Origin of the sequence: Bacillus sp. SIMBA_074 (assembly GCF_046534555.1) — a bacterium.
Taxonomy (GTDB): domain Bacteria; phylum Bacillota; class Bacilli; order Bacillales; family Bacillaceae_G; genus Bacillus_A; species Bacillus_A mycoides.
In genome coordinates this window covers 198263-213254 of record NZ_JAWRYM010000005.1, presented here as the reverse complement: position 1 = coordinate 213254, position 14992 = coordinate 198263, and the positions used below count along the sequence as shown (strand labels likewise).

Genomic DNA, 14992 nt, shown 5'->3' with positions numbered 1-14992 from the left:
TGACTATAGTAGCAAACATGTTTGCTTAAGCCAACGGACATTCATCTCTCGCCTATTTGCTGGTGCTATCACATTTTCAGGTAAATTGAAGAGGGAGCTTCTGTCGGAACAAGATAAAAATATGTTAACTAGTAAATAACTTTAACAAAAGGAGAATAACATTCTATGTTTAAAACAATCGATACAAATCAAAAAGATGTGAAATTGACGGTGTTTAGTTCAGACGAAAAAAGTTTTATGGTCACTGCAACCTTAGTTGAGAAAGCAGGTCATGCATTTTTAATAAACTCAAAATTCACTCAATCTGATTCGAAAGAAATTGTTGAGTATCTGAAAAAAAACGACTTATCTTTAGATAAAATCTTTATTATTCATGGGGATCCTGATTACTACTTTGGATTAGAAAGTATTAAGGCTGCTTACCCAGAAGCTATAGCGTATGCTACAGAGTCTACTGTTGAACATATTGTTCATTCTGTCTTAGGTAAATTAAAAGTTTGGAAAGGCGCCCTAGGAGAAAACGCACCAAGCAACGTAGTATTACCTCAAGTGTTTAAAGAAAAAACGATTGATTTTCAGGGGTTAACATTTGAACTAGTAGGCTTAGATCATTACAGAACTAGCTTATTTAATAAAGAGCTAAAATTATTAATTGGTGGTATTGATGTATTTAACGAAATACATGTATCCTTAGCGGATACTAGCTCAAAAGCAGCAATGGAGGCATGGATTGAAAACTTGAAAGTATTACAAGCATTAAATGCTGACATAATTGTACCTAGCCATGGATCAATTGAAAAATCTTTAAATAATCAGGCACTTACTGCAACTATGGATTACCTAAGAACTGCGGTTCAAGCTTCTGAGGAAAGTAAAACTTCAAAAGATTTTGTAGCGAAACTTGATGCAGCATATCCAGGCTATGCAAATAAAGGTGTATTAGAATTAAGTGCAAAAGTTGTAACAAAAGAAATGCCTTGGGGTTAATGCAATGAATAAATATCAAAAACTATTACATGAAACGTATGTGTTAACTGGCGAAGGGAAATTGGATGCGTTCAAAACGTATTTAGGTGAAAATGTATCTTGGACAGAAGCTGCTGGGTTTCCATATGCAGGTACTTATATAGGTCCAGATGAAGTAGTGAAAAATGTACATGAACGTCTTGGCACGGAATGGGATAACTATAGCGCTAAAGATGAAATTTATACATTTAATAACAATACTGTTATCGTTTATGGAAAATATAGTGGAACATATAAAGATACAGGGAAATCGTTCATAGCAGATTTTTGTCATCTGTATGAGTTTGATGAGAACGATAAGGTTAAGAAGTTTATTCAAATTGTGGACAGTGCAACTGTTAATGAGGTATTAAGTTAGAGTTATTAGTTTCTAACATGCCTTGTATAAGGGGTAGTGTTAAGATAAACGAAATTTCCTCACATTATATTTTTGGGAAGGTTTCTACTTCTCAAGCGTGTTATGGAAGATAACTGGTTCTGGTGCAAAAATAGAATAAAAGATAATAAAGTGCATAAATTCCTAACGGAATCGTATTTTATGCTGCAAGTCCAAACAATTGATGGATGAATTCTTTCTGATTTTGAATAGACTGGTCCCGTAAATCAACCTGTTCTTTTTTTATCATATGCATGGCTTCTACTCCCGAAAGAATAGATGTAGCTGTGTCAAAATATTTTAACCCTAGCATAGAACGAACTCGCTTCTTTATAAAGCGATGATCTTGTTCTACTATGTTATTCAAGTACTTTTGTTGTCTAAGTTGCATACCATCAGGTATGCTTTTTTCTTTTTTCAACTGTTCAATTGCTATAGGATAAACCGGGTTCTTATCGACTGTTATAACACGTGGTTTTGAAACATGAAAAGACCGCAAAGCTTTCTTGAAAAAGCGCTTTGCAGCCTTCTGGTCTCTTGTTTTGTTTAGGGAAAAATCAATTGTGTTTCCTTTCGAATCAACAGCACGGTACAAATACATCCATTGACCTTTTACTTTGATATATGTTTCATCGACTCTCCAAGAGTCATTTGTTTGTTTAAGGTGACGACGGATTCGTTTGTCCAATTCCGGACCATACTGATGAACCCAACGCATAATCGTTGTATGAGAAATGGATAAACCCCGTTCTTCTAGCATTTCCACCAAATCACGAAAACTAAGGTTGTACCGTAGGTACCATCTTACCGTTAACAAAATAATATCAGGCTGATAATGCTTCCATTTGAATACATTTTCCTTTTCCATACCAATCACACACCCTTTCTAAAGTAATAGTAACAGTATGTCCAAGATTTATAGATTCATTGCAATTGTCCTTAAGTTTTTGCACCAGAATCCATAATAGCTTTATTACAATTCCAGGTGAGCTAGACCATCCACAAGCAACAGCGCCTGGATATGCAATGTATTTTTGTTGGATGATTCGACATCTTGAGAATAACCCATGGAATGATCGTATCATGGAGGAAGAACACAAGTGGTTATTAGAACCAAATGCGAAAATTTGGCCAGAAAAAGAATAGATGAAAATAAAGGTTCTGGACAAAAACGATGTCACTTGCAATTGTTTTTGCTCAGAACCACTAATTTTTTGTCAATGTAGGCAGGCTCTTATAATAGAACGTATCTTGAAATTAAAGTAAATATATATGAACCTACAGTACTCATGAATAAAAGAAGGTAGATGCTCATTATCATGGTACGTTTAATAGAAAAGCATTGCTAAAGATTTTGGCAGTGCTTTTTCTTAATCAGTTTTTTGATGTTTTTCATTCTGCTCACAATTATATAGAAAAATTGAAAGAAGAATGTGTAATGAAGTATCTATCTGTGCAGAAATAATAAAGTTGTTTAATTTACAATAAAGTCATTTAAAAAATAATATAGTTTTTTTTAAATCCTTATTCCACGAACGGAGCAGGTTAGTGGAAGCAATAGTAATTAGGTTTGACTGGGAAAATTGTCGATGATATTAAAAAAGACACCGAAGTGTCTTATGTTTTTCAAATTAAGCATACCGATAAATTGAAATTTAATTACTTAACATTCTGCTTATCTTGGGAGCGAGGTATTTTATCGGTGAGTGTATACAAACCATGTAATGCTTGCTGTTAATAATGCTGACGAAATCAAAGCTGTAAGAACACTATATGTTTGCCAAATAAGTATTGTTGACCAATCGAAAGCACAGCACAGTATACCCAGGGCAATCGTAGCGATCAGGAAAATAACTGTTACGGTTATTCTCTTTTTTGTCATTGGCTGCCGCTCATTCGTTTTCCTTCTGCGTAATCCTAAGAGAAATAGCAAAACGGCCAATAGGCAAAGAATAATTGTGATAGACGACAAAATGATATCCAAAAGCTGTGTGCCGCTTATTTCATATGACTGAGTTAGATTGCCTTCTAATATATCTTTAACTTTTAGTACCATGTTTATATTGGTATTTGCGCCGTTGCTCAGCAAGGAGACGGCTGTTCGTTCATTTAGCAGTATGGCTACTTCGGTTCTGAAATTTGGATTGCCCCCAGTGTGTTCTATAATCGTTTGTTCGGCGTTTACGGACCAGCCTGCCGCATAATACATACCGTTGACAGCCGAAACAGACATATCACCCCTATGTGATTTTTCGATAACCGTGTGAAATATTTCGGGTATGTCCTGCACGATACCCATCTGTATGCCCATCCAACGCGCCATATCTTTTGTATTAGAAATGATGTAGCCTGCGGGTTTATTCCCAGCATAATCCGGAGCTTTAAATGGAGTTGTCATAAAAAAGGAAGAACGGTAGCCCTGTGCCAACTGTCCAGTGGCTTGAGCATCTTCTTTATAAACATATGTCTGGTGAAGACCTAACGGCTGAAATACCTGTTCCTTCATAAAGTCTTCATAGCTTTGTCGCGACACAATCTCAATAACCAAACCCAATACGTCATAATTAACGGTTCCATAGTTATACTGTTCACCGGGAGGGAACGCCAATTCAGCATCCACGAGCATTTCCACAGCCTTTTGCAACATATCCGGTGTATTGCCTTGTGGAATATTTTGAGTATGCCTAATATTTGTTAGACCACTGGTATGGTGAAGAAAGTTATTTAGTGTAAGACTTTGCATATCAACAGGTTTCCCTTGATACTTTAACGTAAACCAAGGTAAATATTTTTGGACAGGGTCAGTCATTGAGAGCAGCCCTTGCTCTTCCAACAGCATAATACCCATACCGGTAAAAGCTTTACTGACCGAGGCTAACTCATAGAGTGTATTTTCACTTGCAGACAACCCCTTTTCACGGTCTGCATACCCTGAAGAAAAGTAGAACACTTCATCATCAGCAAGTATTGAGATTGACATTCCCGGCACACCTGATATACGACAGGCATCATCTAGCAACGCTTGTATTGCCGCAGATTGCGAATCTGACAACGCATAACTTTGTGTTGCGAATCCTGAGAATAATATAAATATCGTTAATACAAAAACAATAATCTTTTTCATAAACTCTCCTTTTTGGAAAATTATAAGAGAATAATATAAATAACCTCCTTTTACAACTACGAAACTAAATTTTAATTTATCTTTCTATTCACCTATATAATATCAAGTAATTGTGAAGAGTTACACTTAAACGAACAGATGCGTTAGTTCAATAAGAAGTAAACAACTTAATTATTCATTTTTTAGGTATTATATAAACAGATGGATGTAATTTGAAACAACTTTAAAGAGCCTTGCTACGTAGAATGTAGTAAGGCTCTTAGCTTTTAATAATCAAAATTCAATAACTTTATTATCATTATACACTATCCAATTATTATGTGTATCACAATTGGATGGGTACTTTTTTATTTATTCCATAATAGGGACAAAAGTAAATGCATCGGATAATTATCATAATGGGAGTATACATATGTATCAAATGAAACTTCTATTTAATCATTTAGGATTTAATATTTTCTTAGTTTTGGTAACAGAAATTTATATACTTAAAGTAAAGGGTTTAATTTTAATTAAGGGGGAGGAAAATTTGGAGGTGTATAACTTAGCTGCTTCTGCACAAACAAAAAGTGAAGATCTACCATTCGATATTTCCTGGATGACCGATTGGATTGTAGACTGGTTTGGTTCTTTGTTTAATGGCGGCAGTGATGTAATAAAAGATGGGGGAGATAAAATAGATGGTGCAGTCCATGCGAGTGTGCCTGCATTTTTTGATGTTATTTTCCTTATTCTTTCTGTAGTAATTTTAATATCATTATTAGTTTTTGGGGCTTCTTTATGGTTTAAACATATAAAGTGGAAAAAAAGATCTATATATTTTGGAGTAGGTTCATTTATTCTCATACTATTAATAAGAATTCTACCAGTGTTAATGTTGACAACACGTTCTTTTGATTTTCAAACCTTTATGAGTAATATGGTAGGCTTAATTACTTCTATAATTTTAGGGACAGCTGTATTAATGTTTTTAATATCTTTAGCACTAGGTATGCTTTATAAGAAATTTGAACATCCGAAATATGGGAAATGGAGTTCGAGTTTGAGATATAGTTCAATTTTTATATTTGTAATGACATTGATAGTACCGGCCTTGCTGCGTCATTTATAATCTTTGTTTATATAGGAGAAGGAGGAATAGTGCAGGTAATTTCTATAATTTTTCTGTGTAATTATACTAGCACTCGTTCTCCTCTAGATTTCTGAATTAAGTCTTATACATTAAAAGGAATTTTGTTGTACGAAGTTTTGGCAAAGGGGGAGAGGTACTAGTGACTACTTTTGTTGTCATGGTGAGTATATTCTTAATTCTGTTCGTAATTGGTCCCAAAGCGACTAAGAGAAAAGAAGAAAGAGATAGAATTGAAAAGGAACATAAAGAGAAAATTGAGGCTTTAGAGGAAGAAAAAATTGACTTAGATATTAATGGGACTAAAGTACGGTTACACAAGAAGCCTAAGCTAAAGAACAGTATATATAAAATAAAAAGTAATAGGTAACAAAAAATGAATTACATTTAAAGAGATTTTAGTGAAGGCAGCAAAAAACTAAATAGGATTATATTTAAATACTAAGGGGAATTCTTAATGTTTAATATAACTAAAGAAGTACCAAAATATCAACAAATACATTCAGGAGTATATAAGTTTGAACTACCATACGTTACAGGGCAATTTATGCCCGCGGAATCAAATGAAGATAAGGTACGTGAGGTACAACGATTTCCTGTAGAAGTGTATGTTCTTACTGATAAAGATTTAGCAAGAGATATAGGAGCGAGATTTGTGATGTATGGGAATGATAGTCGATCAATAGGAGACCGTTATGCTCAATTGGCAACAATATTAAGGAAGGCTTACTTTACGGCGTTATTCATTTCAGATGTACCAGAAAAAATAAAATGGATTGAACATCGTAGTACTAAAAATACAGTGCTGAATAAAGAAGAAATATTAGAAATCGAATTAAAATGGGATAACAAGTCGGCTTCTTATAGCTTTGAAGGACAAAGCTTCCTCAATAGTATTTTTGACTGAGATTGTGATATTAAAACAAAGTTTAATTACTTTGAAAAAAGTTACGATGTTTTGAAAAATTGTTGTAGCAAGTTTTATGGAACCTTGCGATTAAACTTTTTAAAGAAAACGTGGAAAAGAAGGAAAGAACCATTCAAATTTCAATTTTTAATCAAAAGTAAGACGTTGAATCTGTTTTCATTGAAGGAAGAAACGAGGTTTTAAAGTGGGGAAAGCATTATTTAATGTAATAGGAATAACACTGGGATTCTGTGTATTTATAACTGCGTGTTCAAAATTAGATACTATGCCTTCTAAATCTAATGAATCAAAAAGTGAAGTAGTTGAAAAGGAAATTAGCAAAAAAGAAATAAAAAAAGAGGATACCAATACATATGAATCGTTATTTGCTACAAATGCCCCATTAATGATTCAAGAAGGACCAGGTAAATACGCAAAGGAAATAGCACTCTCATCAGAAGAAAATAATGAACTTAATCAGGAATTGATGAATTTACCAAAGGATTTAAGTGCAGAACAAATATATGTACAATTACTAAATTTACAGGCGCAAAGTTATAAAGAAGCTGTAAGTAAACTGGAAGGAATTATCCCTGAATTGGTGATTAAAGAACAAAATAATGGAAACGTACATTCTATAAAACCAAAAGATAAATCCCTGAATGTGGAGATCTTGCTTGATGCAAGCGGTAGTATGGCTGGTAAAGTTAATGGTCAAATTAAAATGGAAGCCGCTAAGAAAGCTATTTACAACTATCTTGATAAGATTCCGGATAATGCAAATGTAATATTAAGGGTTTATGGACATAAAGGAAGTAATAATGAAAATGATAAAAGTTTATCCTGTGGATCTTCGGAGGTAATGTACCCATTACAGCCTTATAATAAGGAACAATTTAATGCTGCTTTATCTAAGTTTGATCCGAAGGGGTGGACGCCGTTAGCATTGGCTATAGAGTCTGTAAATGATGATTTTAAAGAGTATACCGGTGATGAAAACCTAAATGTAGTATATATTGTGAGTGATGGAGAAGAGACTTGTGGGGGAGATCCAGTTAATGCTGCCAAAAATCTCAATAAATCCAATACTCATGCAGTTGTAAATATTATTGGATTTGATGTGAAAAATAGTGAGCAACAGCAATTAAAGAATACTGCAGAAGCAGGAAAAGGGAATTATGCGACAGTAAGTAATGCCGACGAATTATATCAAACTCTTAATAAAGAGTTTGAAAAACTATATAAAGAATGGGAAAATTGGAAGATTGATCAATACTTCAGTCTGAATACGCAGTGGGCAGATTTATTTATGAATATTAAAAAGGCTCATATGGAAATTAATGATGTAATTAATAAAGAACATTATAATTTAAAGAATAATATTTCTTACTTAAGTGAGAAAGAAATCATTAATAATCATAAAAAGCTCAGTCTTGAAAAACTTATTAAGCTTCGCTTTGAAACACTAACTAGTTATTATAATGATAGAGAAAAGGAGTTAATAAATCTTATAACTGAAAATGAAAAGAAAATGAAACAACAATTGGAGCAATCTAAACCATAATGAAAAGCTGTTAAAATATTAATGGTTGATAATTTATCATTTTAGCTAAAAATGCCCCTTCCAAAAGGAACGTGAAGGGGCATTTCCCAGTGAACTGTAGAGGTTTGGGATCAGTAAAACTTATATGTATCAAGGCTCTCAAGTTATTATTCTCATTGAGAACCACCTCATAGTTATTCATCTACATACAGTCCGCTACACAGTGATAATTATGCAGTCAATACCTACCTAGGGTAAGTAACCTTTTGAGGCTCTAAGTCTCATGCCTCCTCAGTGTACTAACAGCTCATTTACATAATTCTCGTTACTGGAAGTGAATAGTTTCAGATTAACATGAACTAAATAATCAGGAGAGCGATCCAGTCCAAACCGAGTTCTGTATGTAACATATATTGATTAAATGTATTGATAAAGAAAGTGAGGCTAACACAAATGAACACTTCCAATCAATTTAACCCTCCTATTCTGTTTATCCCAAAAGAGAAAGAATGTTACGAAAAAAGAATATCTGTCTTGGTCTCCATCAAGATAGCTCCTAAGAATTTATCTCTTTGTTCAAGTTTGAGTCATCAGTTTACTGCGACAGGTACGTATTCTGACAAATCAACTAGGGACATTACAAATCTTGTAGAATGGTACTCTAGCAATCTTTCAAGTGCAATAGTTTCAAATAAGGAAGAAACAAAAGGTTTGATTACAGCAATTAATACTGGGGAAGCTCAAATTTTTGCAAGATTAGACGGAATAATGAGTTCGGATAGTTGTCTCACAGTTACTGAACCAGTGGTTCAAATGACAAATTTACAGGGATCCAATGATTGTACGTTAGATATAAATAGAACAGTTTCTACGACTGAGACAACCAGTATGAATTGTCCAAGTAGAACTTTCGGTTTTGGTAAGGGAGTCTTACTGCTTGATAATGATGTTGCTTCCTATGATTTTGCCAAACAACTTTGGTCACTTACTCAATATACTGTTGTGCAGATATCTCCATCAATTATCAAAGGTCAATACACTACAGGTAAACAACTGGCAGCGGATTACTGGTGTGTTTGGATCGGAATTCAAGGGAATATTACTGATCTGGACGTCATGGCAATGATGCAACCAGGAGGAATCATTGATGAATTCGTCAAACTTGGCGGAATTTTCATTGTACACGATACAGATACTAATCCAATAATTGTAACATCTCCTGAAGGGTTTGAGTTCATTGGGAGTAAATCTGAGTCACTAACACAATTTTCGAAGCTTGTACAAATACCTTTGTCCTTTGAGTACCTTCGAACATATTTATATATTAACTCTATCAAGAAAGAAGGTGACTCTATGGCTCTTGAAACTAACTGTCAGACTTGTACTCCTCCTGAAGGTTCCACATCGATTCTTACTGTGGATATACCAGGTGGTCTAGCTATTAATCTATTGGGGATTCATATCGAAGCTTGTCCAATCTGCGTTACAGTATTCACTGATGGATCCGATACACTTACATCTCAACAACAAGATATCGCAAATAATCTCATCAAAGTCGTTCAGAATTTAGTTCCAACTATTCCTGGCGCTTAAAGGGAAATAGTTTGTAATTTAATACAGGGCTTGACCAAAAAAAACGGTCGAGTCTTTTTTTTTTCAAAACGTGGCGGTACCCCTAATAGTGTGTGCTCCTCCTCAGTTTAATCTTGTAGGAAATTGAAAAGTGTATTCTTCAGTTTTCTTTGCTCAACAGACATTATCTTTGCGAGAACGCCAAATAAATAACCTTTGAAGTCTTTTCTAATTTTGTTCATCTTCAGGACAAATACAGATTGTTTGAGCGCTGAGATTGCCACCTCAGTTGTATCAACTAAGTCAGGTGCATACTTGCTTGCAGCCAATTTAACTTTACCCCATACCGAAAAACAAAGGGTATTGGTATACTTTCCTGTTTAAAATATTGTTCGTATAGGAAGTGAATAAGCTTCCTATACGAACCACATTACATATTAATAATTTAGAGGGTTTTAAAAATAAAGAGGTGGTTTTTAAATGTATAATGAGTCAATATATTATCCTTATATAAATTATGATCAATACTTCGATCGTCAATTCTCTGGTCCTCAGATTCCAGGTATACCTGGAATGCCAGGTTTTCCGGGTGTACCAGGCTTTCCGGGTGTACCAAGTTTTCCAGGACAGCAAAGCTCACAAGCTCCAACATCTCCCCCCCCATCATTTATTCCTCAACAATCAACAGCTTCACCATTTGCTGTTGATCCAGGAGCAATTTCATTATGTTTATTTCGAAATACTTATATATGGCTTAGTAATGGTGAACAATTTTGGTATTTCCCAATTTTTGTAGGACCAAGGTCTGTTGCTGGTTTCAGATGGAACGGTAGGTTTTGGGTTATTTTTGGAATTGATACGAGAAGGATTATTTCATTTACATGTTTTTAAAAATTATAGAGTAACGATAGAGGTTTAATTATATAAACAAAAGAGGTATTTGAATGAAAAAATTTCAATCATTTGATGGTACAATAACTATGATCAACGATTTTGTAACAGGGTCAAACGAAGATATAGGATGTAATAAATTAATGTCCGTAGATAATGGTTATGGGAATCTAATAAATTTTGTAGTGAAACCAAATACGTATTTTATCGACTATGCAACAGTAGTAGTAGGAGATAAAGTAACTGGGTTTTACGATGCCAACGCTCCTGCTCCTCTTATTTTCCCACCACAATTTCAAGCGACTGTTATGGCAAAATATACACCGCATCAAAATGTAAAAGTAGACTATTTTAATGAACAGTTGGAGAGTAGTGATGGAAAATTAAAATTAAATATTTCTCCTTCTACTCAAATTTTATTAACAAATGGTCAATTCTTTACAGGTAATCTTGTAAATCGAAATTTAATAGCTATTTATAGTTTTACAACAATGAGTATACCAGCTCAAACTACACCATATAAAATCATTGTTTTGTGTCAAAAGTGATTTCTATTCTAAAGGGTCTCTCGGTTTATCAAACTACACTCCATTGTAGAATCAAAAATTTTAGCCATCTTATTGACCAGGATCATAGGCATGTCAAGAGACGTTTTGCTAAATCGGTAGGATTTCAAAATCTTCGTCATGCTTCACGTACGATAAAAGGTATCGAGACCATTCATGCCCTATATAAACAACGGCGAAGTCTTCAAAGAGACTCCGCCTTTTCAACGTACAATAGACTTCAACAATTATTAGCTAATTCTTAAACCTTGATCCTTATTTACCATCGGATTGAACAAGATTGTTTCCCCTAAGTTGATGGACATGTATGGTGATCCTACATCCATGAACTTAAGAAAAGCAAATACCTCAAAACAAAAAACACACTCGTTCTGATTAGGAACGAGTGTGTTTAGGTTATCTGAAAGGTACAAACTTCCATGAGCTAGGTTTTTGTGTTTTTCCCCCTAGTACAATCCAACTTTTCTCTGCATTTATATTCTTATAATTTAATGGATAGTCATCTGTAAAAATATTATATTCTGTAGGTTTATCCGGGTTAATTTGAATTTTAAAGTCAGCTAAACTATCAGACTTTTGAGCAAGGTGAATCCAACTAGAATAATTAGACCAATTTAAATATTGAAATTGATCGTAATTTGAGTGCTTCATGCGAAGATATATACTTTCCCCGTGGTGTAGCTTTGCATCATTTTCTTTGTAGAATTCAAATTCTATAGGTGTACCAGATAAAGCATTGTCCTTATTATTTGCAAGTAAAACATAATCGTAACGATTTGCTACATACCATTCAAATGTTAGACCTTGATAAGGAGATTCACTTGGTACGATATAATAGTTTTTCCCTGCTTCTATGACGTTTCCTTCTATATCATAGATTAATGCGGTCTCTATACTTGGAGCTTTCACATTTTCAGTAAAAGTTTTAAACCAAAGATTTAAGAAACCTGCTGTATTGCGCTGAGCTTCTCCTAAGCTTCGCTGCACAGCTGGGGTAACCATTTCTTGCCACAATTGCGCCTTACCACTATTATAATACTTAAATGTTTTATCATTAGTAATATTTTGGATTTCAGGTTTAGCTACTAGGGCTGCATAATCAATCCATTCTTCAGGTGTGGATAGAGAGTCGTTATAATTCCCTCCAGTATTGACTGCAAATTGATTTTGAATGGTTGTAACATAATTTTCAAAGTAGCTATGATATTTTATAGCTCTCGTATCAATTGCGGTAAAATTTGCTGCATGCATAGGTTGGGTAGCATCTGTAAAATAGTGCGTGGCTACTCCTAAGTAATAGAAAGCTTTTTCATAGTCTTTATTTCGTAAATGTTCTCCAGATTCATAAAAGTATTTCTTGCCTTGTGTAAGAGCCGTTGGATTTGTTTCTCCTCTATAATTTTCTTTAGTATCAGGGTCATAAAAATGAGATTTCCATCCGCCTTTAAAAACACCGCCTATTCCTGTTCCGCCATCGTTAAACTCTGCATTATAATCTGCATCATATAATCCTTTAGAAAACAGATCTTTATATTGCGGATAATTTAAAAAGTCCACAGCCTGCTTATTCGCTTCAACATTAGATTCTGTTTTCATAATTTCAATAGCTTGTTTTGCAATCCATAAATGTGTACTTTTATCAGAATGATACGGAGCTTCTGCAGACCATCGAGCGGTAATAGGATCATTGTCAGTTAAATCAATTTGATCGAGATGAGCATAACTACTTTGAGGAGCTACTCCTAAAATAGTTAAAGTCATTCCAGCTATACATAGTGTTGATGTGATTTTTTTCATTTTTTGTTCCTTTCTAAATATGAAGATATAAGTATTATAAATACATCAATATCATGAAGATAGAGGAACCTAATATGTAATATTGCATATTAGTAAATCTATATGAGTATATATAACATGAAAATCACTATAACGAACATGCAGGTTTCCTTTTTTATTTGTTATTTTTATCAGTAAAGTAGACTACATATCAACTTCAGATACTTGTTTTATGATACAAGTAATCAAACAAAAGGAGGGCCATACAAACATAATTACACTATTATTAACAGGGCACTCTTTTAAGTACAGGAGATTATTAGCAGGTGGAGAAAATGTTGAAGATGTACAGACAGATAAACATATTCCATATGAAAAAAATGAATTGCAGCAAACTCTAGAAAAGTACGATTCGAAGGAGTTTGAGTTATAAAAAGAAAATAGATAAATTGACAAGAGAAAATCACTTTGTGTATATCACAGGTGTTTTTTATTTTCATTTTGATATAGGGCTTGAATTAAATTCCCATGTTTTTTTGCAGTCATTCAATACTACATATGTACATATGCGTATATTCGATACTATATATGTACATATTCATTATTGAAGTTATTAATAATAAAATGTATTATAGATAAGCGCAATTTATAATTCAAGTAAGCCGAAATGTGTATTCATAGTAAATTTAATATTCAGAAATAATAGTGTTGTCTGGAAAATGAGGTGTAATTAATAGAAACGTTACATATTAAATGATATGGATTGTATAGTTTAAATGACTTTTACAGTAGAGAATAAGCTTTTAAGAAGGTTATAAACAAAGAAATATTGCTCTATATTGAAAAAAATAAAAGCGCTTTATACAAAAGATAAGGGGACTTCATAAAGATTCATTTTGTCATGAAAGCGAATTAAAGGTTAGATTAGGAATAATAGAATTCCCTAGTGACGAAAGTTATTCTGAAGAGAAGGTGAAATCTTTTTTTGTTTCACAGCATATCCATTAGAAAGCGCAAACTAAAGAGGAAAGTTGATTTTAAAAATTATAAATCGGTGAAGAAGAGGCTTATTAATATTTAATTTATTAAACTATTTTTGAATAACATATGTCAGATACTTGAAAACGCACAAACCTTAATATTTTCATTATTTAATAAAAATATTAAGATTCTCAAGAACAATACGTAAAGATTAGTGGCGAAAATAAACACGGAGGTTTGAAAAATGGGACAAGGAAGCAGGTTTCAAGCAAAACAACAAAATCGTCGTAATAAGGGGATATTTAATATCGCATTTAGTTTGGTATTAGTAACAGTTGGCATAGTGACGTATCAGTTGTTTTTCACTTCTGATACATCAAAGAAAGCAATTGCTCAAGAAAAGAAAGCAACAAAGATAGAAGAGAAGAAGAACGAAGATAAAGAAGCAGTAAAGATAGAAGAAAAGAAAAACAAAGATAAAGAAGTGGCAAAGATAGAAGAGAAGAAGAACGAAGATAAAGAAGCAGTAAAGATAGAAGAAAAGAAAAACGAAGATAAAGAAGCAGCAAAGATAGAAGAAAAGAAAAACGAAGATAAAGAAACAGTACATTTAGAAGAGAAACAAAAAGTAGAAGAACCTGTAAAAACGAACGAAAATGAAAATAAAGAGGGAGAAAAAACGATATCTCAAGAAAAGGGTTCTCAAACTAATTCTTCTTGGAAGGCAATTGGTACAGAGCAAGGAGCAAAACCTGCAATGAAATTTAAAGAAGGAACAGTAGATTGGAATGAGATGAAAAAAGCAATTTCTTATGCTGTTGATGCTCCAGAGGGTCAATTGATTTTTGATTTTATTGGAAATAATGGTGAAAATAAAGCCTACGGTAATGTACGAGATAAGCAAAGTAATAAAAAATATAAGGTTGATATTGATTGGGTAGAGAATCAGGGCTGGAAACCAGTATCTGTTCAAGTAGTAAAATAAACTTGGTTCTATATGATGTTTGAATTATTTGACACTCCCACCCCTAAAGGGGCAAGCTGACTAACATCAGTGGTGTTCTTGCTACCAAAGGAGAAGTCCATTTCTGGTATCGCTGA

15 protein-coding genes and 3 pseudogenes are annotated in these 14992 nt (G+C 33.5%); 14 read left to right on the top strand and 4 right to left on the bottom strand.

The genetic code is table 11. The features are described 5' to 3' along the window. Positions 1-165 precede the first annotated feature (165 nt). Complete coding sequence (locus tag SB773_RS09265; RefSeq protein WP_410589633.1) at positions 166-987, top strand: MBL fold metallo-hydrolase; 822 nt, start codon at positions 166-168, stop codon at positions 985-987. A 4-nt stretch (positions 988-991) separates the two neighbouring features. Continuing rightward, a complete protein-coding gene (locus tag SB773_RS09260) occupies positions 992-1384 on the top strand; it encodes a nuclear transport factor 2 family protein (protein WP_410589631.1) in 393 nt (130 codons plus the stop codon). A 178-nt stretch (positions 1385-1562) separates the two neighbouring features. Here SB773_RS09260 and SB773_RS09255 read toward each other — a convergent pair whose 3' ends face one another. Further along, on the bottom strand, positions 1563-2270 hold the full coding sequence (locus SB773_RS09255) for an IS6 family transposase (RefSeq protein WP_410589629.1): 708 nt from the start codon (positions 2268-2270) through the stop codon (positions 1563-1565). Between the two features lie 89 nt (positions 2271-2359). On the opposite strand from SB773_RS09255, the pseudogene SB773_RS09250 reads away from it, so the two are divergent. Beyond that, positions 2360-2548, top strand: a pseudogene (locus SB773_RS09250) (5-deoxy-glucuronate isomerase); the annotation flags it as partial. Positions 2549-3098: 550 nt separating this feature from the next. On the opposite strand, the gene SB773_RS09245 reads toward SB773_RS09250, so the two are convergent. After that, positions 3099-4526 carry a serine hydrolase domain-containing protein gene (locus SB773_RS09245; RefSeq protein WP_410589627.1) on the bottom strand — a complete coding sequence of 476 codons (1428 nt, stop codon included), beginning with the start codon at positions 4524-4526 and terminating at the stop codon, positions 3099-3101. 511 nt (positions 4527-5037) lie between these two features. Between SB773_RS09245 and SB773_RS09240 the strand changes: the two genes are divergently transcribed. The 5 genes from SB773_RS09240 to SB773_RS09220 all read left to right on the top strand — a co-directional run bounded on the left by SB773_RS09240 (position 5038) and on the right by SB773_RS09220 (position 9698). Further along, positions 5038-5637, top strand: a complete 600-nt coding sequence (locus SB773_RS09240) for a hypothetical protein (RefSeq protein ID WP_131246302.1) — start codon at positions 5038-5040, stop codon at positions 5635-5637. Between the two features lie 160 nt (positions 5638-5797). Next, entirely contained in the window at positions 5798-6025 is a 228-nt protein-coding gene (locus SB773_RS09235; RefSeq protein ID WP_000206851.1) for a hypothetical protein, read from the top strand. An 87-nt stretch (positions 6026-6112) separates the two neighbouring features. After that, positions 6113-6562 (top strand): hypothetical protein, encoded by a 450-nt coding sequence (locus tag SB773_RS09230; protein ID WP_410589625.1) that lies wholly within the window; start codon positions 6113-6115, stop codon positions 6560-6562. A 205-nt stretch (positions 6563-6767) separates the two neighbouring features. Then, positions 6768-8126, top strand: coding sequence for a VWA domain-containing protein (locus tag SB773_RS09225; RefSeq protein WP_328056969.1), 1359 nt, complete (start codon positions 6768-6770; stop codon positions 8124-8126). A gap of 432 nt (positions 8127-8558) precedes the next feature. Beyond that, entirely contained in the window at positions 8559-9698 is a 1140-nt protein-coding gene (locus tag SB773_RS09220) for an Ig-like domain-containing protein (RefSeq protein ID WP_131246180.1), read from the top strand. 107 nt (positions 9699-9805) lie between these two features. On the opposite strand, the gene SB773_RS09215 is transcribed toward SB773_RS09220, so the two are convergent. Further along, a complete protein-coding gene (locus SB773_RS09215) occupies positions 9806-10006 on the bottom strand; it encodes a hypothetical protein (RefSeq protein WP_033708116.1) in 201 nt (66 codons plus the stop codon). Between the two features lie 151 nt (positions 10007-10157). Here SB773_RS09215 and SB773_RS09210 point away from each other — a divergent pair, with 151 nt between their 5' ends. The 3 genes and pseudogenes from SB773_RS09210 to SB773_RS09200 all read left to right on the top strand — a co-directional run. After that, the gene (locus SB773_RS09210) at positions 10158-10568 is read left to right on the top strand and encodes a hypothetical protein (RefSeq protein ID WP_044444597.1); all 411 of its coding nucleotides are present in this window, start codon (positions 10158-10160) and stop codon (positions 10566-10568) included. A 53-nt stretch (positions 10569-10621) separates the two neighbouring features. Continuing rightward, a complete protein-coding gene (locus SB773_RS09205; protein ID WP_002127382.1) occupies positions 10622-11116 on the top strand; it encodes a hypothetical protein in 495 nt (164 codons plus the stop codon). Positions 11117-11139: 23 nt separating this feature from the next. Continuing rightward, positions 11140-11379, top strand: a pseudogene (locus SB773_RS09200) (DDE-type integrase/transposase/recombinase); the annotation flags it as partial. A gap of 151 nt (positions 11380-11530) precedes the next feature. Here SB773_RS09200 and SB773_RS09195 read toward each other — a convergent pair. Further along, positions 11531-12931, bottom strand: a complete 1401-nt coding sequence (locus tag SB773_RS09195; RefSeq protein ID WP_060751795.1) for a zinc dependent phospholipase C family protein — start codon at positions 12929-12931, stop codon at positions 11531-11533. A gap of 211 nt (positions 12932-13142) precedes the next feature. Here SB773_RS09195 and SB773_RS09190 point away from each other — a divergent pair, with 211 nt between their 5' ends. The 3 genes and pseudogenes from SB773_RS09190 (at position 13143) to SB773_RS09180 (ending at position 14876) form a co-directional block, all read left to right on the top strand. Next, on the top strand, positions 13143-13343 hold the full coding sequence (locus SB773_RS09190; RefSeq protein WP_033708115.1) for a hypothetical protein: 201 nt from the start codon (positions 13143-13145) through the stop codon (positions 13341-13343). 330 nt (positions 13344-13673) lie between these two features. Continuing rightward, positions 13674-13888, top strand: a pseudogene (locus SB773_RS09185) (sodium:proton symporter); the annotation flags it as partial. 247 nt (positions 13889-14135) lie between these two features. Next, positions 14136-14876 carry a YrrS family protein gene (locus tag SB773_RS09180; RefSeq protein WP_215577091.1) on the top strand — a complete coding sequence of 247 codons (741 nt, stop codon included), beginning with the start codon at positions 14136-14138 and terminating at the stop codon, positions 14874-14876. Positions 14877-14992: the final 116 nt, after the last annotated feature.